This is a genomic window from Streptomyces sp. Ag109_G2-15 (assembly GCF_900215565.1).
Taxonomy (GTDB): Bacteria; Actinomycetota; Actinomycetes; order Streptomycetales; family Streptomycetaceae; genus Streptomyces; species Streptomyces diastatochromogenes.
Genome location: NZ_OCNI01000001.1, coordinates 7,970,592 through 7,992,542, shown reverse-complemented (window position 1 = coordinate 7,992,542; position 21,951 = coordinate 7,970,592). Strand labels below are relative to the sequence as shown.

General features: G+C 68.1%; 20 protein-coding genes and 2 pseudogenes. 7 read left to right on the top strand and 15 right to left on the bottom strand.

All coding sequences use genetic code 11. The features are described 5' to 3' along the window. Positions 1–286: 286 nt before the first annotated feature. From CRP49_RS36060 to CRP49_RS36040, 5 genes are all read right to left on the bottom strand, one after another. Positions 287–1,018: a hypothetical protein gene (locus CRP49_RS36060; RefSeq protein WP_143670068.1), complete on the bottom strand. Its 732-nt coding sequence runs from the start codon at positions 1,016–1,018 to the stop codon at positions 287–289. A gap of 858 nt (positions 1,019–1,876) precedes the next feature. Then, a complete protein-coding gene (locus tag CRP49_RS36055; RefSeq protein ID WP_097257086.1) occupies positions 1,877–3,343 on the bottom strand; it encodes a UvrD-helicase domain-containing protein in 1,467 nt (488 codons plus the stop codon). Then, positions 3,340–3,816, bottom strand: coding sequence for a hypothetical protein (locus CRP49_RS36050; RefSeq protein ID WP_097257085.1), 477 nt, complete (start codon positions 3,814–3,816; stop codon positions 3,340–3,342). The genes CRP49_RS36055 and CRP49_RS36050 overlap by 4 nt, the downstream gene beginning before the upstream one ends. 3 nt (positions 3,817–3,819) lie before the next feature. Next, entirely contained in the window at positions 3,820–4,689 is an 870-nt protein-coding gene (locus CRP49_RS36045; protein ID WP_097257084.1) for a DUF6083 domain-containing protein, read from the bottom strand. Positions 4,690–4,864: 175 nt separating this feature from the next. Next, positions 4,865–5,128 (bottom strand): helix-turn-helix transcriptional regulator, encoded by a 264-nt coding sequence (locus CRP49_RS36040; protein ID WP_097257083.1) that lies wholly within the window; start codon positions 5,126–5,128, stop codon positions 4,865–4,867. A gap of 349 nt (positions 5,129–5,477) precedes the next feature. On the opposite strand from CRP49_RS36040, the gene CRP49_RS36035 reads away from it, so the two are divergent. Next, on the top strand, positions 5,478–6,350 hold the full coding sequence (locus tag CRP49_RS36035) for a hypothetical protein (protein ID WP_257033631.1): 873 nt from the start codon (positions 5,478–5,480) through the stop codon (positions 6,348–6,350). 560 nt (positions 6,351–6,910) lie between these two features. Continuing rightward, positions 6,911–7,168: a BlaI/MecI/CopY family transcriptional regulator gene (locus CRP49_RS48940; protein ID WP_306459787.1), complete on the top strand. Its 258-nt coding sequence runs from the start codon at positions 6,911–6,913 to the stop codon at positions 7,166–7,168. Positions 7,169–7,223: 55 nt separating this feature from the next. Here the strand turns inward: CRP49_RS48940 and CRP49_RS48385 are convergent, their stop codons facing one another. Further along, positions 7,224–7,694 (bottom strand): hypothetical protein, encoded by a 471-nt coding sequence (locus CRP49_RS48385; RefSeq protein WP_257033630.1) that lies wholly within the window; start codon positions 7,692–7,694, stop codon positions 7,224–7,226. Between the two features lie 317 nt (positions 7,695–8,011). Between CRP49_RS48385 and CRP49_RS36020 the strand changes: the two genes are divergently transcribed. Next, positions 8,012–8,479 carry a hypothetical protein gene (locus CRP49_RS36020; RefSeq protein WP_097257082.1) on the top strand — a complete coding sequence of 156 codons (468 nt, stop codon included), beginning with the start codon at positions 8,012–8,014 and terminating at the stop codon, positions 8,477–8,479. 49 nt (positions 8,480–8,528) lie between these two features. Here the strand turns inward: CRP49_RS36020 and CRP49_RS48380 are convergent, their stop codons facing one another. Next, a complete protein-coding gene (locus tag CRP49_RS48380; RefSeq protein ID WP_257033629.1) occupies positions 8,529–9,572 on the bottom strand; it encodes a NucA/NucB deoxyribonuclease domain-containing protein in 1,044 nt (347 codons plus the stop codon). A 600-nt stretch (positions 9,573–10,172) separates the two neighbouring features. Between CRP49_RS48380 and CRP49_RS46305 the strand changes: the two are divergent. After that, a pseudogene (locus CRP49_RS46305) lies at positions 10,173–10,343 on the top strand (ISL3 family transposase); the annotation flags it as partial. 24 nt (positions 10,344–10,367) lie between these two features. Here CRP49_RS46305 and CRP49_RS36005 read toward each other — a convergent pair. After that, positions 10,368–10,865 (bottom strand): hypothetical protein, encoded by a 498-nt coding sequence (locus tag CRP49_RS36005; RefSeq protein ID WP_257033628.1) that lies wholly within the window; start codon positions 10,863–10,865, stop codon positions 10,368–10,370. Positions 10,866–11,517: 652 nt separating this feature from the next. Continuing rightward, positions 11,518–12,078, bottom strand: coding sequence for a GNAT family N-acetyltransferase (locus tag CRP49_RS35995; protein WP_097257079.1), 561 nt, complete (start codon positions 12,076–12,078; stop codon positions 11,518–11,520). A 713-nt stretch (positions 12,079–12,791) separates the two neighbouring features. On the opposite strand from CRP49_RS35995, the gene CRP49_RS35985 reads away from it, so the two are divergent. From CRP49_RS35985 to CRP49_RS35975, 3 genes and pseudogenes are all read left to right on the top strand, one after another. After that, the gene (locus tag CRP49_RS35985) at positions 12,792–13,910 is read left to right on the top strand and encodes a DUF6192 family protein (protein WP_097257078.1); all 1,119 of its coding nucleotides are present in this window, start codon (positions 12,792–12,794) and stop codon (positions 13,908–13,910) included. Positions 13,911–13,913: 3 nt separating this feature from the next. Then, positions 13,914–14,342 carry a RacP protein gene (locus tag CRP49_RS35980; protein ID WP_097257077.1) on the top strand — a complete coding sequence of 143 codons (429 nt, stop codon included), beginning with the start codon at positions 13,914–13,916 and terminating at the stop codon, positions 14,340–14,342. 56 nt (positions 14,343–14,398) lie between these two features. Next, positions 14,399–15,266, top strand: a pseudogene (locus CRP49_RS35975) (IS5 family transposase); the annotation flags it as partial. A 101-nt stretch (positions 15,267–15,367) separates the two neighbouring features. Here CRP49_RS35975 and CRP49_RS35970 read toward each other — a convergent pair. The 6 genes from CRP49_RS35970 to CRP49_RS35945 form a co-directional block, all read right to left on the bottom strand. Beyond that, positions 15,368–16,648 (bottom strand): MFS transporter, encoded by a 1,281-nt coding sequence (locus CRP49_RS35970; RefSeq protein ID WP_097257075.1) that lies wholly within the window; start codon positions 16,646–16,648, stop codon positions 15,368–15,370. A 167-nt stretch (positions 16,649–16,815) separates the two neighbouring features. Further along, complete coding sequence (locus tag CRP49_RS35965; protein WP_097257074.1) at positions 16,816–17,535, bottom strand: helix-turn-helix domain containing protein; 720 nt, start codon at positions 17,533–17,535, stop codon at positions 16,816–16,818. Further along, on the bottom strand, positions 17,535–19,631 hold the full coding sequence (locus CRP49_RS35960; RefSeq protein WP_097257073.1) for a hypothetical protein: 2,097 nt from the start codon (positions 19,629–19,631) through the stop codon (positions 17,535–17,537). Before CRP49_RS35960 ends, CRP49_RS35965 begins: the two co-directional genes overlap by 1 nt. A gap of 27 nt (positions 19,632–19,658) precedes the next feature. Continuing rightward, positions 19,659–20,261, bottom strand: a complete 603-nt coding sequence (locus CRP49_RS35955; protein ID WP_257033626.1) for a DNA-binding protein — start codon at positions 20,259–20,261, stop codon at positions 19,659–19,661. Between the two features lie 106 nt (positions 20,262–20,367). Further along, complete coding sequence (locus tag CRP49_RS35950; protein ID WP_097257072.1) at positions 20,368–21,324, bottom strand: hypothetical protein; 957 nt, start codon at positions 21,322–21,324, stop codon at positions 20,368–20,370. 15 nt (positions 21,325–21,339) lie between these two features. Then, positions 21,340–21,909 (bottom strand): hypothetical protein, encoded by a 570-nt coding sequence (locus tag CRP49_RS35945; protein ID WP_097257071.1) that lies wholly within the window; start codon positions 21,907–21,909, stop codon positions 21,340–21,342. Positions 21,910–21,951: the final 42 nt, after the last annotated feature.

Sequence of the window (21,951 nt, the reverse complement as noted above, 5' to 3'; positions counted from 1 at the left end):
TCATCACAACTGCACACGGCACGCCGCAAACGCCAGCCGGAGCAACCGTCGCTTTCGTGTCAGCCATGCAAGCAGGTGACGGACGGCCATGCGGGAGGAGGGCTTCGGCCAACGCCTCCATGCCAACTCCACGCAGCAGCGCAGCGGTATGCCGGACTGGTCGGTGCCCCGCTCAGTTGCTGGCCTCTTACGAATCAGCCGCGACCGCTGCGGGCCCGGCTACCTTTCATCCATGACCGCGGCCGTCCCCTGTCCGACTGGACAGGGGACGGCCGCAAGCCGAGTGTCACTTCTTCAGTTTGTCGAAGTCCAGGACCTCGTCGGCCGGCGGGGGCGTGACGGTCACAGGCTCGTTGAACGCCGAGTACTCGAGCGAGCCGGGCGCAGTGCCGCCCTCGACGGTCATCCTGAGCGGGTAGGGCTCTCCCTTGGCGGATACGAGGATGGTTCGTGTCCCCCCGGAGCCTTCCTTCCCCGTGAGCGTCACAGCAGGTATGCCATCGACCTCGGTTTCCGCGCCTCTGCTGAGGGAGCTGTCCTTCGTGAATACGTTGAAGTCGCAGGCGTAGAAGTCATCGCCCGCCTTCGCGGCCTGTTCCGGCACCGCGAACCATCGTCCCTTGAACATCTCGGCGAGGGCGTTCGTCTCCTTGGGCGGCGAACCCTTCCTTCTCCCTGACTGCTGCCAGAACTTCTTGTCGCCCTTCATGTACCTGTGACCGCTGACCACACGGAGATCAGTGTGCGCGCCTGCGACAGTGAAGGTCCCCTGACAGCTGCCTTTCCCGGCGACAGTGAAGTCGATGGTCATCTCCACGCCGTGGCTGGTTCTGCCGCCCTTGACCCTGAACGACTTCAGCTTCGTCATGGCCAGCCGTGACTTCCCGGCAATCTGGGCCGCGCTCAACCCCTCGAACAGCTTCGCAGGCGACGGCGTTGCGGAAGCAGAGTGTCCTGCCACTTTGGCATCGGCCTTCTTGTCGTCTCCGCACGCGGTGAGCGCCACCACTGCCGTCACGCACAGGGCCGCAGCCGCCAGAAGAGTACGATTAGTCACCTTTATTTTCCCCTTAAACAATCTGACAAAGGGATACAGCCACCAGCGCCTGATACGGCTCACTAGTGACGCGATGCCCTCCCCAACGTGCCCAAAGCGTTGCCCGCCGGCGGAAGCGGCTGCCGTCTGTCGCGCCGCCAGGCGCCATAGAGCCGAACCGGGGGGTCTCCCCCGTGATCTTGTACCTGGTCACACCGACGGAAAGCATGCGCGCACGCCCAGACGCCATCAAGCCCCCTCCCACACGCCCGCTCCCCCGCATCACGTGAATGGGGAACCGGCGGCCCAAAACACAACAAAGGCAGGCCAACGAGCCGAACCGACTGGCCATAGCCCAGTATCCAGTCGACTCGACCGAAAGTTGATCAGTGAAGCGAGACTGTAGACGTTATGAAGAAGCCGTGAACAGGGGGAATGCTGAACGGCCCCCACACGGGCAGGTGATGTCGATCACGACCGGGGCCCCGACGTAGCCCTCCCCTGTCAGCACAGGTATCCGCTGGCCGGATTCACGGATCACACGCGAAGCTTCAGACGATCGCCATCCTGCTTGTCGCGCTGATGGCCATGACCGCCGCTGCTTGAGGTAGCTCAGACAGCGCTCGACGACGCTACGACGGCGGTAAACAGCCCTGCCGAAGCCGCACCGGCGGTCGCCGCGGTGCATCCAGCCGCCACCGGTCGAAGCGCTCGCCGGATGTGCGCCTTAATTCCGCATCTGCGCAGGACCCTGAACTGGCGCCCCGTACGCCGGCTACGGGTGCACCGCGTCACCGGCCGGGGGCGCACAAGCCCTGCTGCCGGCTGAGTCCCGACTCTTCAGCACGCTCTGCCAGGGGTGTCGTGAATCCAGGACAGGCCGCCAAGGTCCAGACGCTGGCGGGTACGAGTGACGGCTACGTAGGCCAGGCGTGCTTCGGCGTCGTCGATCGGCTCGGGGGCAGTCGCGGGATCGCTTGGTTCTCCCGGCTGCTGGTGCTGCTTGGGGCGGGCGAAGTCGTCGGCGATCAGGACGCACGGCCATTCCCGTCCCTTGGCTTTGTGGGCGGTGGAGATAGTGATGTGGGCGGCCTGTTCGGGGACGAGCCGGGCGACAGCGGTGAGGATCGCGTCGGTGCCGTGGGTGTCGACGAGGTTGACCAGCGGCTGCAGGTCGTGTCCGGCTGGGTCATGGGCGGCGTAGTCCTGCAGATCGCCCCAGCAGGGGAAGAGGGTCAGTTCGGGATGGTGGGTGCGGCGTCCTTCTTTCAGCTCGCGCGCAGCCTGGGCGAGAGCGCGCAGGCCGTCACCTCCGCCGGCCAAGGCAACCTGGTACCCCGCGGCCATGAGTGTCATGACGTGGGCCATGGCACCGACATTGGTGCGGCACAGCACGGCGTCCGGATGGGCGACGGGGCCGATTTCGGTGGCCACGGTGGGGGTGCCGGTGAGCCGGATGGGGGCATCGGCCAGGTGCAGCCAGCGGTTGGCTTCCTCGGCGAGGGCGGGTCCGAAGCGGAAGGACTGCGACAGGGTCAGGCGGGTGCCGTTGAAGCCGGTCATGACGTCTTTGGCGCCGCGCCAGTGGTAGATGGCCTGGGCGGAGTCGCCGACCAGGACGAGCTGGGCGTGGTCGCGCTGGGCGAGGAAGATCTCCTCAACGACGGGGTTGGTGTCCTGGGCCTCGTCCAGGAGCAGGAAGTCGGCGTCGAGTTTCGGCCGGGTGAGGGCCCAGATCTTCAGGTAGTGGTCGTGTTCGAAGCGGACGCAGCCGTCGTCGGGGTTCTGCAGGTCTGTCCAGGCTTTGCGGGCCACCGGGACGATGTGGGAGGCGAGTTCGCGGTGGAGGTCCTTGTCTTCCAGGCCGCGTAGCTTCGGGACGTGGTGGCGGGTGATCTCGGTGTCGCTGGTGTGGCAGAAGCGGTTCACGGTGCGCAGGAGTGCGTTGGACAGGGCCCGTTGGGAGACTTCGCGTTCGCCGACGCGGATGGCTTTGGTGATGCCGAGGGTCTGTCCGGTCTGCCAGGCCGGGCGGCGTGGGGCGTTCAGACGGGGGGTGTACCGGTGGCCGACGGCGGCGTAGGCGAGGGCGTGCGTGGTTTTGCATTGCACGGTGCGCGGGAAGCGGGCGGCGGCGTCCTGTGCGATGGCCCGGTTGTAGGCGAGGCAGTGGCCGCGGCGTCGGGTGGCGTGAGCGAGCAGGGCCAGCATGGTGGTCTTGCCGGTGCCGGCTCCGGCTTGCACGGCCAGGTGTTCGCCGGCGTGGAAGGCGTCGGCCGCGGCGGTCTGTTCGTCGGTGGGCTTCATGGCGTGGGGTCCTTGGGGAGTCGGGCGATTGCGTGCCCGACGGCGGAGAGCAGATGTGCGGGGCTGGTGTGGGTCAGCAGCTGGCGCATCTCCTGATGGAGGCGGTTCATCTCACGCTCGGTGTGGTGGGCTAAGGCTCGGTGCACAGCCAGTTCCATGAAGCGTTGCGGGGTCAGGCCCGCTCGGCGGGCTTCGGCCTTCACGGCGGCGTGTGTGTCAGGGGGGAAGGCCGCGTTGAGCAGCACGTTGTGCTCCGCGTCCGGGTAGTGCGTGGTGATCACGTCGATGGGCAGCAGTCCCCCGAGCTGGTGGCGCAGCCGGCGTGCGGCTCGGTGGGGCGTCTTGGCGTCGATGAGGGCCATGAGCCGGGTGGTGTCGTGGTTGGCGGCGAGCGGCATTCTGCGGCTCGCAGCGTCGAGTTCGGCCTGGTTCAGGGGATGGGTGAGGGTGATTTCCAGGGCGTGGTGCGGCATCTGTCACCGTCGGCGGGGGTGGTGCCGCTTGGGGGCCGGCAGCTGGGTGTGGATGTGAGCGGCGTGGAGGAGCGGGTCGAAGGGCTGCCAGCCGGCCAGGGCCAGGTCGGCTGCTGTGGGTGTGGCGGCGTGGATGGTGCAGCGTTGGGCGCGCCAGCGTAGTTGGTCCGCGTAGGGCAGGTGGCTGAGGTCGTAGACGGCCATATGCGCGTCGGGCAGAGCGAGTTGGCCGCGTCGAGGCTGGGTGGGTAGCAGCATCCAGCGTCCTGCGGGGCGGGCCGGGTCGAGGATGGGGTGTGTGCAGCGGTGTCTTTGGCGGGTCTGGGCGACGCAGTGCATGTCTTCGATGGGGACTTCGCCGAGGTAGTAGACGAGAAGGATGCGGACGACGGGGCGGGCGGGGTGCCTGTCGTCGCCTTCTGGGGCTGCGGTGGCGGGGGTATGGGTTTGAGGGGTGAAGGCACCGGTGTCGATCAGGTGCCGGGAGCGTAGGGCCAGTTTGCGGCGCAGTGGTGTGAGGCGGGGGTTGCTGGTTCGGGAGTGTGGGGTCTGCTGGGGGCAGAGGGTGGCGTGCGGGAGGCGGCACCATCCGCTGCCGTCGTCGTGGGGGTGAGCGATGCCGCTGCTGAGGTGCCAGCGGCAGGCTTGGGAGACGTCGGCGGTGGCTACTTCCGTGGGGTGCAGGGCGATGGGCCGGTCGTCGGGGCGCGGGTACCAGTCGATGCGGTTGCCGCAGTGGCGGCAGCGGCCGGTCTGTCCGGCGCGCAGCAGGCGGCTGGGGCTGTTCGCGGCGATCTGCAGAGAGCGGCGGGGAAGGATGTGGCGGGGGCTGCCGTCCCAATGGCGGCCGGTGTGTGTGGGGTGGGGGCGCATGGCGGTGACCGTGCCAGGTGCCGCGCCGGTGGCTGGTGGCGGCTTTCGGGGATGTCACGCAATCGGCCCAACAAGCGGGAACGTATGCCCGATGTGTGGATCTGTCGTTCGATGCCGTCTCGCCTGTGCGGGTGATCCTCTCCCGGCGTCACGAGCGGCTGGTGGTGTTGCCGGGTCAGGGCTGTGGTGCGCCGGGAGTGGGGTGTCCCTCGCACAGGGAGGTGAGGAAGCGTTCGATGGGGACGTCGAAGGCGTGGGCCAGGGCGTGCCAGGTGGTGAGGCTGCCGGTGGTGCGGCCGTGTTCGAGGTCGATGAGGGTGCGCCTGGCCAGGCCGCTGCGTTCGGCGAGTTCGTCGAAGGTCCATCCGCGCTCGCCCCTGAGCCGCGCGAGTTCGACGCGCAGCGCGGTGAGGTTGGGGTCGGGCGGGAAGATCGTCACCCCACCATCCGACGGTGCAGACCTCTGCCCTGTCAGTGCAGACCTCTGCACTATTTGTCCCGGAGGGGTGGCGGTCACGGTGCAGAGATCTGCACTAGCGTGCGTCCGTCCCGGGACGCCTGGCTGCAGGCATTCGCGGTCCTGCGGCGCGGACAGACAGGAGGACGGTCAGCCGATGAGGCTCGGCGGTGCCGCAGTGCGGCGGATCTGGACGGTCGAACTGCGTCCACGGGCAGGCGGGCCGAACCTCGTCTGCGCCCATTGCACCGCCCGCACATCCGCGTGTGAGGCCGCATCCGCACGGTCCGCCGCCCTGGCCCATCTGGCCTGTCACGCGCGTGCTGACGCGTTGCCCGGGCATCTGCGCACATGCCAGTGCCGGGCTCAGGGCTGCCGCTGGCATCCGCGCCACCGCGGCTGCGCCGGCCCGGTACTGCTCGCCCTCACTCGAGACCACAGCGGCCGCACCTGGCGGCTGGCCGACGCCTGCGCGGCCTGCGCGGCCGCGACCAGCCACACAGCCGTCGTCCCGGACACACAGCTCGGCAGGCCCCAGTCCCCCGCCCCGCAGGCGCCTCCACGTGGCACTCACCGGCTTGGGGCGGAAGAACGCACGCGGGTACGGGAGACGCTCACCTACCTCGCCACCGCGCTGCCCCAATTCACCTCCCCCGCCGCCCGCATGCTCGCCCTGCAGTGCGCTCTGCGTGCCGACGCCCGTGGCCACACCCGCCTGCCCGCGGGCCTGCTACGCAACATGCGCCTGCACGGACGCACGGAAATCTGGGAGGAACTCGCCCACGGAGCCTGGCTGCAGTCCCCAGATCTCAGGTCAACGCGGGTGGCGGTGCAGCTGCTCGACGCCGCGGTCCTGGAGCAGGTCCCGGGTCGAAGGGCGCGCTGTCGCGCCGCCCACTGGGCGCTGCACCCCACACCCTTGCACCTGTCCGCGGCCTCGCCGCCTGCACTGCGACTGATCACACTCGTCCTGGCCGCGCACATCGGCGATCACACTGTGCACAGCGTCGACATGGACGCACTCACCCGCCTGGGCGGGCACTCGCCTCATCAGAACGCAGAGCTACTCGACCGGCTGGTCGCCGTGCACGCGCTGGCAGCCTGGCACCACAACCGGTATACCGACGAGGTGTTGTGGCAACCGTTCGTGCAGCACTCAAGGGTGCGGCCTGCAGCGCGGCGTGCGCGGCCCATCATCCGGTAGCGCACCTTCGCGCAGGTCCCACACCAGAGCCCTATCACCGGAAGGTGTTGCTCGCACAGCAAAATCAGGGCTTCTCACCCGTATCATCGCCGCACCAGGGCACGCTGCGGCCGGAAAATCTTCCCTGACCCGCTGCAACCGCCCGGCAGGGCTTCGACGCGGCCACCAAACGAGGAGAGACAGATGTCCGAAGACACGTCTACCGCCACCGAGTTGACTTCGCAGTACATCAGCCAAGTGGCCAACGACCTGGAAGCCAACGTCAAGGAACAAGAGCGCATCACGGCAGAACTCACTGCGCTTCAAGAGCAGTTGGCCACGCTGCAGCGCAACCACACCGTGCTGGTGGGCATGCAGCAGGCACTCGGTGTCAAAGCCCCGACCTCTGAACCCGCCAAGGCCGACAGCACCGCCGTGCCCTCCCCAGGAAGAGGACCACGGCTGCCCCCGGCACTCGCCGACCGGCGAAGACGGCCACCGCAAAGCCGCCCGCCACCAAGAAGCAGTCCGTCAAGAAGCCTGTTGCCAAGAAGGCGGCCACGAAGAGGACGGGGACCACCCTGGGCGACCTCATCCACCGTCACCTCACCGAGCAGAGCGAACCCCGCTCCGCGGCGGAAATCGCCGAGGCACTCGGCCATGCGCACCCCGACCGCAACATCAAGGCCACTGTCGTGCGTACCACCCTCGAAAACCTCGTCGCCAAGAGCCTGGCCCAGCGGGCCAAGCAGGGCAGCTCCGTCTTCTACACGGCCGCCAATGCGCCGGAGCCGACTGCGGCACCCACGGACGAGGTCCAGCCCGAAACCGCCGGATAGGCCACGGGACCCTCGACTGCCCGCATGAGCGTGCACGCCTGTCGTCTTGCGTTGGTCAGCGCTCCCGGACGGAAGCTCCGTAGCGGTCGGTCTGGCGGAGCACCACCACGTCCTGTGCCGGTGCGGGCCATACCTGGATGAGGTACCACTCGGTGATCTCGTCCGGAGCAAGGTCGATGGCGGTGTCCCGGCCGCGGGCGTGGATGCGCAGCCGGTAGTCGCCGGGGCCGTTGAAAGACAGCACGGGCAACTCTTCGTCGAGATCGGCCATCAGACCTCGCACCATGAGTTCTGCCGATACCGCGTGCAGGGACAGTTCGACGATCTCGTCCCACCCGATGTGCTCCGGCTGGGGTGCATGGGTGTGGAAGGTGACGGTGACGTCGACGTCGCCGGTGTGGATGCCGGTGAGGACCGTCGCAATGCCGTCTTGGACGTGGACGAGACCGTTGTGCCCGCCGGGCAGGTCAGGGCCGGCGGAGCCGTCCTCGTCGCTGATGTGGAACTGGTGGTAGTGCACGGGCACGAGCCCACGCCCTTGCCCGACCTGGTCTCTCGTGGTGTGTCCTGAATGGTCTGCGGTCAATTGGCTCACCGACGGGCATCGACAGTGCCGCCGGCAGGCCAGCCCTGTACGTCTACCGTGACGCGTGGCAGGTCCGATTCCGTCGTGTTCCGTCGTCGCAGGTGCTGGTGCACGGTGGGCCATGCGGGCTGGCCAGTCGCAGCCGGCGCAGTTCGTCCGAGACCAGACATACCCGTGGCGTATCGGAGTTGAGGCTGTGGAGGTGAGCTTACGATCGCTGGTGATGACCAGTCGTCTGCGACTTCCGGGGGCTCTTCGTGGCACAGCTTGTCCGTCAGCAGCAGGTCGATGTGTTCGTGGGTTACCACGCGTTTGGGCTGCAGGAGTCCGATGATGCCGTCCTGGATCTGCTGTTCCCGGACGATTTCGACTTCGGGACGTTCCTGAGCACTCATCCGGGTCGCCTGGACATCACCAGTGCCGGGCATACCCACACCGCTGCGCTCACGGTCGAGGTGTGGGACGGATCCCCGCCGGCGCAGGACCTGGCAGGCTGGGAGGAGCAGGCGGAGGCGGACTTCGAGTCGGTCAGCGGCCAGGTCGCCGTGTGGTCGATGAGTCTGGGCCGGTTGGACGACCTGATCACGCTGGCGGACTCGGGCGGGTCGTGGCGCGTGCGGGTCAGCTCCTCGGGGCGGGCCGCGGTCAAGGCTCTGGCGGAGAGCGAGGAGAGCATCGAGGGGGTGGAGCACTACCTCCTGCAGTTCTGGCCTGCCGGCTCGTAGGGCATCGTCGTGGCGGGAGCGGCTGGGTCGCTCCCGCCACGATGCAGGGTCAGCCGATGATCTTGACCGTGAAGCCGTCGTCGAGACCGTCGAGGATGCGGTTCTTGGAGTAGAAGCCCTTCAGGATGAGGCCACCGGCCTGGTTGTCTTCCTTGGCGATGGGCTTCACGGAGAAGTTGAACTTCCGCACTTCGGGGTCATAGGCGTGCTCCGCCGCCCCTTCATAGGTGCTCGCGAACGGGTACTCGTCGCAGTCTCGCGTACCGCCGTGGGAGTAGCCGGCGCCCCAGTAGCGCCTGCACTGCTTCTTCGCCGCATTGCGGTTGTCGTCGTTGCGTTTGGCGCTCACCGTCCGGTGCAGCGGGTCCTTCACCGTCTGTCCCGGCACCTTCTTCGCCGACATGTATGGCTTGGTGTCCTCCGGATGCGTGAACGCCGTCTTGATGTGCTGGGCTTCGGCACGCTCTTCCGCACCCGGCTTCGCGCTCAGGATCAGCGTCGTGTCGTAGCTGAAGGTCGCCGCGCCCTTCTTCGCCGGGTTGCCGCCACCGGTGGAGTTGGGCAGATAGGACGCCGCGTCCCAGCGGGGAGCGAGCATGAACAGCGTGCCCCCGGTGTCCCCGTTGAGTTTCCACGGGGCGGGAGGCGTGAAGCTGACAGCCGGCTCGTAGACCGCGAACAACACGTCGGAGCGTCCGCTTCCCTGGCCGGTCTTGGCGTTCACCGTCTGGTGAAACGTGCGCAGGGCCTCGAGTTGAGCCCATGTCTTCGTGCCGGGCATGTTCCCACCGCGGGTGAAGTGAGCGCCGGCCGGCCAGGTCTTCGGGATGGTTCCCTTGGTGGTGATCGGCATGGACAGGGCGCCCGTTTCACCGGTCGTCTCGAAGTCGGTGAAGTAGTACTGGAAGTCGATCGTGCGGCTGTCCCGTGCGATGGTGCCGACCACACGCACATTGAACATGCTCGCACCGGCCGGGCGGCCGTTCTGCAGCCACTCCTGCACGAACGAGGCCCCGTCGCACACGGCGAACCGCGACTTCACATAGAACTTCTTGTCGCTGCCCAGGCCCTTCTTGCACTCGTCGTACGTCATCTTCCGCGGCGGCTCCGGTGCTGTCGCGCCCGGCCCGGCCGATGATCCCGCGCGCGACTCCCCCCGTGCGGGGGCATAGCCGGAGGCCTGGTGCGACAGGGGCGCGTACGAAGCCGCCGGCCCCCTCGTCTCCTGTGCCAGCCGCGCACCAGGCTCGGCCTGCACGGCCATCTCCCGGAGTCTTTCGCGGCCCTGAGGAGTCGCCAGTTCCTTCAGCGACGGCTTTGTGGCACCGACCGGCAGGATGTACGACTCCACCCGCAGATCATCACGCTGGCCGGCATTCGCGAGAGCCGGAGCGGCCGCGGACACGACAACGAGTGCCGTCACCGCTGTCAGCGTCCGTCGGCCGGCGCGCCACCATCTTGTACTGCCCATCAACGAACCCCCGAGTTCATGTGTCGCCGGGCCTCTCATCCGGCGCGTGGTCAGCACACAGCTTTCCGAACAGTTGAACGAAAGCATGGCCGCCGGCGCGGATTTGTCCTGATCGCCACGAAGCTTTGACTGAGATCACCCGGCCGCGGATCACCTTCCGGCGCCGCCCACCACCGCCACGAGGGTGACCTTCCGCTGGACAGCCCCGCACCGATCCGCGGATTCGCCGGGTTCCTCCGCCAGGACCTCGACGCGGTGACCGTCGGCCTGACCCTCGTCTGGAGTTCGGGCATCGTGGAGGGGCACGTCAATAGGGTGAAAACGATCAAGAGAGCCATGTACGGCCGGGCCTCGTTCCGGCTCCTGAGGACCCGAATCCTCGCCCGGCTGTGATCGGGCCCGCTCGTCGATCAGCAGTCAGAGCTGGCCGCTGATCTGCCGAGAGAGCCCCTCGAAGACCCCCTGAAGGCTGGCTCCGGCGAGGTCGAACTGACCGGACCACGAGGCGGTGGTCGACCTCCAGACCCGCCCGGAGCCTGCCAGTGCGAACAGATGGCCGCCGCCATCGCTGGCGAAGACCAGGGCAGGTTCTTCCCCGTCGATCTGGATGGCCCCGTACTCGCGGAAGTGGTCCGCGACCAGTGACGGCGGATGAACAAAATAACCGTTCTCCACATCTGACAAGGAGACCTCGGCGATCACCCAGTACATCGTGGTCAGGTCCGAGGGAATCGGCGTCAGCTCCACGAGTGCGTTGATCGCGTGATGGCTCTCCTCCGTCGCGAGCATGACCACGTTGCTGCCCGGCTCGAAGCCATACCGTGCCTGGAACGACTGCGTCAGCTTCGCGAGCGCCGCATCCGCCTGCGCACACCAGCCGCGAAGCCACTCGGCATCAAGCGGTTCGTCAGCCACGGTCACTCCCTTTCACCTCAGCCGGGCACCCGCCCACGCGAGTCCGGAAGAACCTACAGGAGCGTTCACGTAGATCCGGTCAGAGCCGTTTTCAAAGATCCTCATCACCGTCAGATGTCGGCGCCCCTCCAGCACCTCGGCCTCGAGCTGCGGGCGCCTGGCCAGCACGTAGTCGCAGACCGTGGAGTAGGAGACCAGGTCGGGGCCAGACGCTGATGGATCCGGCGCGCGGTGTGCTTCTGCTTGCGCGGCGCGTTCGCGTCTTCCCGCAGCATGTCGTCGATCCACGGCTTGGCCGGATCAGCGACCGTGGCCCGCGGCGTCGGCTTCTTCCGTGGCGGGCGGAACAGAACACAGAAGGGTCTGCCGCACCGTCCGGCGATGCACCCCGTACTTCTCTGCCAGGGGCCGCTGCGACAGTTCCGGATCGAGACGCTTGTCCCGCTGGATCGCAGCGAACAGCTCCGTCCGCGACAAATCCATCCCGGCCTCCCGGCACGACCGTGATCAAGCAACATGGCCTCCGACATAACCGTGATCGACGGGGGGACTCTCTGCATCCGCCTTGCTGACGGCCCAACTCATTCACTCCGACGTGGGCTCGTCGCCGAACGAGTTGAATCAGTCTCACTCTGCCGCGAAGGCCCAGCGTTCATTCAAGTTCGCTCATCGAGTGCAGCTGCGCGAACTCGTCAGCGAGTATGCCCATCACGACTAGATCATGGTGTCGGCTGGCGAAGAACACGTGATCGCGCAGACGTCCTTCCTCGACGAAGCCGAGACGGCGATGCAGTGCCAGTGATGCCTCGTTGTGCGCGAAGATCCGCGCTTCGCACTTGTGGTATCGCCGCTCCGCGAACATGAATCGCAGCAGCATCACCACGGCTTCTGCCGCGTAGCCCTTGCGTCGGTGCCCAGCACCCATCGTGATGCCGTATTCGAACCGCCCCGCACGCGGATCTGCGTAGTGCGAGCCGACAGCCCCGACGATCTGCCCCGTGTCCACGGCTTCGATGGCCAAGCTGAAGCAGTCGCCGTCGGACTTCGCGACGGCCTGTTCCTTCGCCCAGGCGCGGAACCCCTCGGCAGACCGAGGCGGATGCAGCAGGTCTCCCGACCGCTCCTCGTCGACGGCGAAGCCCATGAACGCCGTCCAGTCCTCAGGCTCGATACCGCGCAGACGTACCCGCTTACCAGTCCAGAACGAAGTCATCCCCTATTCGATCACGGGCAGGACGCGATGCACAGGCCAGCCGAACCACCGCTTGAACTGCCTTGTCATACCGGTGGAGCCAGATCAACTTGGTACGCAGTGGAGCCACGAAACGCTGGTGCGCTGGCGCCCAAAGAAGTGCGTACAAACAGGCTTGTGGAGACACCGTCGCAGAGCCGCGTCGCTAGTGCCTGTTTTCGATCCCAGGTTTTGAGTAGCTTTGGGCCCTAGGCTGGCTGGGTGTCCGAGGACGCCGGGGTGGCCGGGGAACGGGTGTGCGGGGGTTGCGGTGAACGGCTGCGGTCGGACGCGCGGCCCGCCGCCGTGTACTGCTCGGCGGCGTGTCGTGCCAGGCAGTGGCGCCGGGACTTCCGGTTGCGCAAGCGGGTGGCCGCCGAGTTGAGCGGTGCCGGCCGGGCCGAGTGCCCCGAGTGCGGGGCGACTTGGGTGGCCGGGGTGGATCGCCGTTCGAACGCGGTCTACTGCTCGCGGCGGTGCGTCACGAGGGCTTGGAGGGCCCGGAAGGAAACGTTCGACGAACGGTCACAGTGGCCGCATAGCGAACGCATCCGGATCCCAACCCTGTTCAGAAAACGGTCAATTGCGTTCGTTGTGATCGTCATATTTCCAGTCTGCCTCTCGGTCGGGAAGCGGGACGGGTCTCGCCACGGCCGCCGGGCCGTGCCCCGGGCCTGCGGTGGGTGGTGGATGCCATGCCCGAAGAGATCGAGACCGCCGACAAGGTCGGCAGTGTCAGCGCGGACCGGTACGCGGAGATCGTGGCCGAGCTGCGGAAACTGGTGGAGACCGCCAGCCGGATCCAGTTCACGGTCGGCGACTACGCGCTCGAAGTCGAGCCGATGCGCGAGGCCGGCGGCCAGGAACGGAGCGACTCTCTGTTCACGGTCAAGGAGTCGCTATTCCGCCTGGCCGAGGACATCGGACTGTCCTACGCGATGGTGGACAAGGCCCGGTGGACCGCGTCGAAGTGGCCGAAGGACCGGCGGGTGACGGGGGTGTCGTTCACGGTCCACAACATCCTGGCGTCGATCGCCGACGAAGAGGAACGGTTCGCCACCATCCTCAACCCGCCTGAGGGCAAGTTCCGCTGGACGCCGGACGAGGCGAACCGGCGGGTCGGCCGGCAGGTCGTCAAACCCGTCACTCCGCAGGAGAAGGTCAGCGCGATCCACACCCTCGCCCAGGACGAGGAGGTCGCCGCTACCGTCACCGGTGATCTGCTGCGGCGTCCGGCGGTCGTCGCGCAGGTCAAGGACGAGGACAAGGTCCGGGCGGTGGAGGAACTGCCCCGGGAGGACCAGGTCGCAGCCGCCGTTGCCCCGGACTTCCTGCGCCGCCCCGCGGTCGTCGCCCGCGTCGCCAAGGCGGACAAGGTGAAGGTCGTCGAGGAACTGACCCGTGACGAGCACGTCGCCGCCGAGGTGACTACCGGCCTGTTGCGCAGGCCGGACGTCGCTTTCCGGGCGATGTCGGACGACACCGCCCGCCACCAGGTCAACCACGCGCAGGTCGAGCGGGGCCGGCAGGCCCGTGAGCACTTCGAGGAGACCAGCCCCGTCGCCCCGGCGATCCGCAGCATCGACCGGTCGGTGGAGTTCCTGGACCTGGTCACCGCCTGCCACTCCTTCGTCGCGGCGGCCGGCCGCGTCGTCCCAGGCCTGCGCGACCGCCAGCTCGGCAACGACGAACGCACGATCGTCCACGAGAACGTCGCCCGCGTCCGCGCGACGCTGGACTGGATCGAAACCGCAGTCGACACCGGCAAGGTGGACGTCGACGGCGAGCTGGCCCGCCTGCTGCAAGGTGAGTAGGCGATGCCCCGCGCTTTCGCGCGCAGATCACCCGCCGCCCAGCGACACGCCGACACCGTCCGGTTCGTACTCTTCGAGGCCCGCCCGGCCGGTCTGACCTTCAACCAGCTGGTCAGATCCAGCGAACTGTCGCCCTACCAGGCCCGCTCCGGCCTGGCCTGCCTGCGGGACACCATCGCCGAACGCGGCTGGCCGCCCCTGATCTGGACCCGCCCGGACGGCTACAAGTTCTGCTCGGACCCGGCCGAGCTCCAGGCATACGAGGTCGCGATCATCCGGGAGAAGCTCACCGAGATCCGCCGGTTCATCACCGGCGTCGTCGCCCCGCACGCGGCCCTCCAGCCGAAGGGCCGCTGGATCAAGCACTTGAACACCCAGCTCAGCTCGGTCGAGTCCACGCTCGACGTGATCGCCGACTACATCGATGCCTGACCGGCGGGGCCGGCCGCAAAGCGGCCGGCCCCGCCCCGTCCTGGAAGGAGGGGCACATGCCTCGGCGACGCTGCTACCCCTCCGACACCTGGGACGACGAATGGGAACTGATCGCGCCCCTGTTGCCGACACCGGCCTACGAAACGAAAGCAGGCGGCCGACCCGAGAAGCACCCTCGCCGGGAGATCGTCGACGCGATCCGCTATGTCGTCGACACCGGCTGCAAGTGGCGGGCCCTGCCCAAGGACTTCCCGCCCTGGCGGACCTGTTACGGGTTCATGGCCCGCTGGGCCGCCGCCGGCGTCATCGGGCAGATCCGTGACCAGCTCCGCAAACGGATCCGCCGCGAGATGGGCAAGGCGCCCGGAGCGGTCGCCACCGTCATCGACTCCCAGTCGATCAAGGCCGCCGAGACCGTCGGCAAGGACTCCCGCGGCTACGACGCCGGCAAGAAAATCAACGGCCGCAAACGGCACCTGGTCGTGGACACCAAGGGCCTGCCGCTGTTCGTCATGGTCACCCCGGCCGACATGACCGACCGCAACGCGGCCAAGGAAGTGCTGTTCCGGCTGCGGCTGATGCACCCCGAGATCACCATCGTCTGGGCCGACTCCGCCTATGCCGGACAGCTCGTGACCTGGGCAAAGACCTACCTGAACCTGACGATCAAGACCGTCAGCCGCCCGAAGGACGCCTCCGGGTTCGTCGTTCTGCCCCGGCGCTGGGTCGTCGAACGCTCACACGCCTGGGTCATGCACGCCCGTCGACACGCGCGCGATTACGAACGGCTCGTCCAGCACTCGGAATCGCTCATCACCTGGGCCGCGATCACTCTTATGACCAGGCGAATCACCCGCCGAAGCTCCCGCAGGAGCGGACAGCCGGCCTCCCGCGAGGCCCAACGGGACTGATCATCTCGGCACTGACGGTCAGCAGTGCCACCAAGAGGCCACCGGGCCCGGACCGTGGACCTGAGCACTACTCTCCCACCGACAAAGCCGCATCACTGCAATCCGGCGAGACCGCTATGCGGAGGGACTATCCGTGACCGGGGACGCAGCCGCTTCCGTCATGGGCGCCGGAACATTCCCCGTGGCGATGCGTTCCTTCCGCCATGGCAGGAGCAGCGCGCTCGCCATACACAGCAGCCCAGCGATGAGCAGGGCACCGCGGACCCCCACTGGGGCGGCGATGAGACCACCAGAGATTATGAAGGCGGCCTGGCACGTCTTCGAGCCGACGGACCAGGATGTGCCGACGCGGGACATGAAAGCGTCCGGTGTGGCCGCCATGCGATACGTGGTGAACGACGGGTTGAAGACCCCGGCGGAGAAGAGCAGGCCGAAGTCGGCGGCCACAATGACGAACACGCCGAGGGCACCGGAGGGTGTCAGTGGCAGCAGGATCGTCCAGAGCGTGCGCGCAACACCGGACAGCAACAGAATGCGGCGCTGTCCAAATCGCTGGGTGAGCAGCGGGGCCAAGCGTGAGCCCAGCACGCCGCCCAGGCACGGCAGTCCCAGGGCGAGTCCGTACTGCCACGGTGCCAGGCCGAGGTCATGCAGCATGAGGACGGCCATCAGTGGTGACGTCATCATGATGGATCCACCAAAGAGCAGCGCGTTGAAGAACAGCGGCCGCAGTCCTGGGTGCCGCAGGAGGTACTGCCAACCGGCAGCGATGTCGCGGCCCAGGTGAGAGGTGGCGGCGCGGACCGGTGGCGCAGGTTCAGGCTGCCGGATGCGACGGATACCCAAAGCCGATCCGAGGAAGGACAGCGCGTCGACCACCATCGTGGCGGCCGTGCCCAGTGCCCCGATGAGAAGCCCGCCCACGGGCGGGCCGGCGCTGACGCTGATCCAGTTGGTCGTCTCAAACAGGCTGTTGGCACGAAGGCGGTGCTCGGGCAGGACAAGTGCCTTCAGATGCGCGCCACTCGCCGCGTCGAACGCGACAGACGCCGCCGTCTGGAGAACGCCCACGACGCACAGCTGGGTGTAGGTGAGCCTGCCGAAAGCCATGGCGACCGGAACGCTCGCCAGCAGAACGCAGCGGGCCAGGTCGGCGGTGATCATGACCGGCCGCTTGTACTGGTGCTCGATACGCACACCGAGCGGCAGAGCGATCACTCCACTGGCCACTGCAGACAACGCAGCGAGCAAAGAGACCTGGAACGCAGAGGAGTCCAACACCAGGAGGGCAATCAACGGCAACGCCCCCATGCCGACGGCACTGCCCGCTGCGCTGACCGCATAGGCGCCCCACAACTGCCGGAAGTCCTGCCCGAGCGTGCTCCGCCGTACCAACCGAACCTCCCGAGGTGTGAAGGCGCTCAGCGTAGTGACTCGGACTAACCACCACCCCGTGATCAAGACATCACCAGACGCATCTCAGAGCTGAGATCAGAAACAGGTACTATGCCGTCGGCAACGAGGGGCTCTACGCCGTCGGTTGTCGCTCGCCAATGCGGTGGTCAACGGGTGCGCCAGGTGCGGACTTCGAGGTGGAGGATCTGGGCATCGGGACGGATGCGTCCGGTTTCCACGAGCCATTGGTGGACGGCGGCGGTGACGTCTCCGGCGGCGGCGTCGACGCGTCGGGCGAAGTCGACGGCGTCGAATCCGCCGGTTTGGGCGGAGCCGTAGGAGCGTTCTTCGGTGTGGTCTGCGCGTTGGATGACGTCGCGGCGGATGCCGGGTGAGTCGGTGCGGCTGCCGGAGGGGTGCAGGTAGCCGGTCTTGGCGAGGCGCACGGTGAACGCCAGGCGCAGTCCCAGGCGGGCAGCTTCGGCGATCAGAGGGCGCAGGCGGGCGGAGCCGGAAGCGATGGCTTGGTGGCCGACGCGGCCGGTGCCCGAGCCGGTAGGGGTGATCAGGACGGCTTTGCCGCGTACGCGGGCGCGAGCGCCGGAGGCGGTGGTGCGGCGGGTGATGTAGCGACCGGCGATGGTGGCGAGTTCGGGCACGTCGGTGATGCCGCCTGCTTCGACGGCGGTGAGGACCTGCTGGAGTGCGGTGACGAAGGCCGCGCCTTTGTTCTTGGTATAGAACTGCGAGACCAGGGAGGGGTCCCGGTTGATGATGTGGGCGATGTCGCGTTTGGTGTAGCCGGCGGCCTGGAGTCGATCGGCTAGGTGGGCCGCCTCGTTCAACGTTCGCTGGCTTGTGGCCTTGCTTCGGCGGCGGTGTGGCATCAGGCCTCCTGGCTGGTGGCGAGAGCGGCACGTCCGGCGTCCCGCAGGGTGAGGAGTTCCTCCTCGCTCGTGGGGGCGGGCAGGGGGCCGCGCAGGTGGCCGCGCAGGAGGTAGTCACCGGGCTGGTGATGGTAGGGCCAGTTCTGGGGCTGGGTGAGGTAGAGGGCGTCGGTGCGGAACGCGATCACCGTGCCGGGCGGTGTGTGCAGGGCACCGGCGTAGGCGTCGTCGTCGCGGTGGCGTTGGGTGAGCAGGGCGGCGCGGGCGGCGGACCAGATGGCTGCGGCCCATTCGGGGTGGGCGTTGGGATCGCGGCTGAATCCGGTGGGTTTCTGCCAGGTGATCAACTCGTCGTCGAAGCCGATGATTTCGGCGTCCGGGGGTACGTCTCGTTCCGCGGTGCGGGGGGTGGTGCCGGTGACCATGCGGGGGCGCTGGGCGAAGGCGCCGATGCCGTACAGGAGAATCGAGCGCACCGCGCGGGAGGCGAGGTGAGCGGCCCGGGCCTGCTGAGGGTCGCCCTGGAAGTGGGCCTGGGCGGAGAGGTTCGTCCAGGTCTCTTTGAGTTTCTTCGCCCAGTCGTCCAGGGGTTTGCCGTCGTCCCACAGGATGCCGTCGAGGATCTCGATCTTCCACGGCTGGATGGGGTTGGTCAGCGCGGTGTGGATCTCGGGTCCGCCGGCCCAGGTGGTGAAAGTGGTGCCTGGGGTGGCGGGGTAGTGCCAGGCGCGGTCACCAGGGGCGGGGGCGGGCAGCAGACCGACGTGGTTCCAGGCGTCGGGGACGGTCACACGGACCTGCCAGTGCCCGCACCCGTACAGGGCGCGGATCTGTTCGTTCTCCGACCAGGCGGCGAAGGTCGCGGCGGTGATGCGGCGGGGAGTGCCGACCGGGGACTTCCAGGTGTGCTTGGCGTAGGCGAAGGTGCGGTCGTACTCGACGAGCCGGGGCAGGTCGTCGGGGACGCGGGGCGGGGTGATGAGTTCGTTGCGGCCCTGTCCGGCGGTGGCGTGGAGCAGGCCGCGGAGTTCTTCGGACAGGACGGGGAAGCCGTCGGCGTACTGGCCGCGTTGCGGGATGGTGCGGGTCCACAGGTCACGGCCGGTCTGGGAGGGGGAGCCCATGATGACCGCGTCGTTCCAGTGGCGGCGCAGGGCCTGCCAGAGCAGGACGAAGGCGTCGCGGATGACGGTGGGGTCGTCGCCGTCGGTGTCGAACCACTCCCCCACCGAACGAATCTCGACGTGCTGGTCGCCTGCTTCGCGCTGGTAGCGGCCGACGGGATTGCGGGCGTGGACGAAGTGCCCGGCCATGCGGTCACGGCCACGGCCCGTGTCGGTACGCCAGCCCGGGATGGGGGCGTTGAGCCAGGCGGCGACGGCGTCACGCAGGTACGGGTAGCGGTCGGCGTCGCGGTGCCAGGGGTCGCCGGCGGTGATGTAGATCCGCTCCACGCCCTCGGGGATGGTGTGGAAGACGGCAGTGAGGATGTCGGCGGCCGTGGCGTTGCCGAGGTCGAGGTGGTGGGTCTGCTGGCGGTGGACCAGGACGCCGGTGGTGGTGTCGAGGAAGACGGTGGAGCGGGCCTGCTGGGTGAAGTTGGGCCGGGTGGAGACCAGGCCCTGGGTGTGGGTGAACCAGGCATCGCCCGTCTGTCCTTCAGGGATGGAGGGCAGGGTGGGCGGTGAGTCCGGCGTGGCTTCTGCCGCTGGCGTGGCATCGGCGGGAGCGGAGGGGGCGGGCAGCGCCGGGTCGGCGGGCGGTGTGGATGGCTCCGCTGCGGGTTGGACCGCAGGTTCAGGCTCAGCGCCCGCAGGCGCGGTGTCGGGGGCGGCGGCGGAGGATTGAGCGGGAGTGGGGGTGTCGTGATTGAGGGTGTCGGGGGCCAGGGAGGGGGCGAGGGCGACGACATCGGCGACGCTCAGGCCGGCGGCCGGTGCGATCCGTTCTGCCTTGGCCTTGTCATAGGCGGTCAGCTGGGTGATCTGTTTGTCTCTGTCTGCTTCCAACCTGGTCAGGGCCGCCTGGGCTTTCTTGATCTCGTCCCGCAGGGTGCGCAGGTGGGTCAGCGCGGCGTTGTAGCTCTGTGCGTCCATCGGGGATTCCTTGTTCGGGCTGGGGTGTCAGTCCGCGCTGGTGGTGGTCACGTAGGCGATGGCTCCGCCGGATTGGGAGGCGAGCCGTGTGCCCAGCAGGAGTTCGGCGAGTTGTCGGTCGCTGTCGGTGCGGGCAGTGATGACGAGCCGGGGGGTGGCCAGGTCGGTGACGTAGCCGGCCAGGCGGGCGGCGGGGAACGCGTAGCGTCCCTGGTCGTTGCGCTGCCAGGTGTCCAGGCCGGTCAGGACGGCGACGACGTAGCCGGACAGCGTGACGGGCAGCAGGCCTGCGGCGGCGATGCTAGCGGGGTCGCATCGCCACCAGCCGCGCAGGCTCTTGAGGAGATGAACAGCGCCGAGGTGGGGTGCGTAGCCGATCCATGTGCGGTCGTTTTCGTCGACGCGGCGTGCCGCGTCGACGCGTAGGACGGCGATCTCCCGGGCGTCGAGGCGGTGCAGCGGGGCGTGCGGGCGCTGGTGGAGGGCCTGGACGACGTCGAGGGGGATCATGACGCGGACGCCGCGGTGGGAGAGACCAGGCAGGACGTCGGCGCGGATGAGGCGGCGCAGGGTGGTGATGGCGAAGTCCAGTTCGGTGGCGGCCTGGCCCGTGGTCAGCAGCACGGCCATGTCCGTCTCCCTGGTGGTGTGTGGGGTCGTAGTAGGACGTTAGCGGCACGCTTCCTCTTGTTGCAAGCCTGATCAGATATTTGATCAGGCTTGCAACAGGGGGGTGTCACAGGGCGTTGAGGCGGGCCTGGTCGGCGGCGGGGCCGACTGCTCCGATCTTCAATAGCCGGGAGTCGATGGCCTGTTCGGTGCGGCCGAACTCGTTGCTGAGTTCGGGGGTCAGGACTCCGTCGGCGCAGCGCTGGGCCAGCCGCCGTTCTTCTTCGTCGCTCCAGCGGGTGTGGGTGTTGCGGTGGATCTGGCGGCGTTGCTGCATAGCTTCGGAGAGGGGTCGGCTGGCGGGGGTGGTGCGGCCTGATCCGGGAGTCCGGATCAGGCCCTGACGTGTGAGTTCTTGGTAGATGGCGCCGCGGGAACAGCCGAACTCCGCGGCGAGGATGGTGAAGTCGCGTTCCTGGCGGAACCGGGCGGCGAGCCGGGTGCTGTCCGCGGGTGCCCATCCGCCGCCCTGGCGGGGCGGGGGGATGGCGGCGGGTCCGGTGAGGGTGTGGGAGGCGGCGTCCAGGAGACGGGCCAGGGGCTCGAGGTCGTCGGCGGTGACGGCGCCGCAGAGTTCTCCTTGGATGTCTCCCCGCTCGCTGCTGATGGTGAGTTCCAGGGTGAGCTGTCCGTTGTCGCAGCGGGTGCCGGTCAGGGCGTAACGGCGGCCTCCTTCGGTGAAGGCGGACTCCAGGCAGGGCGCCGGTGCGGGGGCGGGCGGTGTGTCGGACGGTAGGGGGGCGGTGCCCATCGGGGAGGCGAGGAGGGTGTGGATGTGCCAGGTGGCCAGGAAGCGGCCGCCGGTGTCGAGTTGGTAGGTGACGGGGCCGGCCTCCAGGTCGGTGATGCCGTACAGGACGGTGAGTCGCTGTCCGGCGAAGGGGCTGGCCGCTTCGGGGGTTCCGGGCACGGGCTGGTAGGTGAGGGTTCCGCGGCTGGGCTCGTCGGCGGGGTCGAGCAGGGGGGCGTCGGGGTCGCCGTGCCAGTGTCCGTTGCTGTCTTGGAAGGCGTAGATGACGGTCATGGTCGGGCTCCTTACTCAGTAGTGGAACTGGATGAGGTGCAGGTCGCTGATGGTCACGGCGGCCTGCTGCTGGTCGGCGGGCAGGGCGCGGAAGAAGTAGGCCTCGCCGATGCCGTCGGCGAGGATGCGGCGCAGTTCGTCTTCTTTGGCGTCGCGGTGGCGGGCGTCGAAGAGCTGGCGGGCGTGGAGGGCGGGCAGGTCCTCGGTCAGGCGCAGCAGGCGGGGGTCGTGGAATTCGCCGTTGAGGGTGGTGTAGGCGAAGCGGGCGTGGATTTGGGCGGTGACGCAGCCGCCGCGGTCGAGGATCTGTTGATGTGCGCGGCGGCGGACCTCCGGTTGCCAGGTGCGGTAGATCTCGTGCTCTATGAGGGTGGCCTGGGCGGGTGTGAGGTCGTTGAGGTCGCCCTCAGCCCATCGGGTGAGGGCATGGGGATAGGCGAACAGGCGCGGTGCCAGGGCGCTGGGGCTGTGGTGGTGCAGCAGGTGGCGCAGGCGTGCGGCGGGGCGCTTGGGGGGTTGTCGTGTCCAGTGCCGGGCGTCGGCGAGGTCGAGCGCGTGGGCGACGGAGGTGTTCAGCAGCGGCACGATGGGGGTGGTCTCCTGCCGTGGGTTACCGAGGTCGGGGCT

Coding starts and splice junctions, on each gene's coding strand:
- CRP49_RS35985 (WP_097257078.1), top strand. CDS start 12,792: ATGCCCGAAGAGATCGAGACCGCCGACAAGGTCGGCAGTGTCAGCGCG.
- CRP49_RS36050 (WP_097257085.1), bottom strand. CDS start 3,816: ATGCCGCACCACGCCCTGGAAATCACCCTCACCCATCCCCTGAACCAG.
- CRP49_RS35960 (WP_097257073.1), bottom strand. CDS start 19,631: ATGGACGCACAGAGCTACAACGCCGCGCTGACCCACCTGCGCACCCTG.
- CRP49_RS36045 (WP_097257084.1), bottom strand. CDS start 4,689: ATGCGCCCCCACCCCACACACACCGGCCGCCATTGGGACGGCAGCCCC.
- CRP49_RS36055 (WP_097257086.1), bottom strand. CDS start 3,343: ATGAAGCCCACCGACGAACAGACCGCCGCGGCCGACGCCTTCCACGCC.
- CRP49_RS35955 (WP_257033626.1), bottom strand. CDS start 20,261: ATGGCCGTGCTGCTGACCACGGGCCAGGCCGCCACCGAACTGGACTTC.
- CRP49_RS35980 (WP_097257077.1), top strand. CDS start 13,914: ATGCCCCGCGCTTTCGCGCGCAGATCACCCGCCGCCCAGCGACACGCC.
- CRP49_RS35995 (WP_097257079.1), bottom strand. CDS start 12,078: ATGACTTCGTTCTGGACTGGTAAGCGGGTACGTCTGCGCGGTATCGAG.
- CRP49_RS35950 (WP_097257072.1), bottom strand. CDS start 21,324: ATGACCGTCATCTACGCCTTCCAAGACAGCAACGGACACTGGCACGGC.
- CRP49_RS35965 (WP_097257074.1), bottom strand. CDS start 17,535: ATGCCACACCGCCGCCGAAGCAAGGCCACAAGCCAGCGAACGTTGAAC.
- CRP49_RS48380 (WP_257033629.1), bottom strand. CDS start 9,572: ATGACGTACGACGAGTGCAAGAAGGGCCTGGGCAGCGACAAGAAGTTC.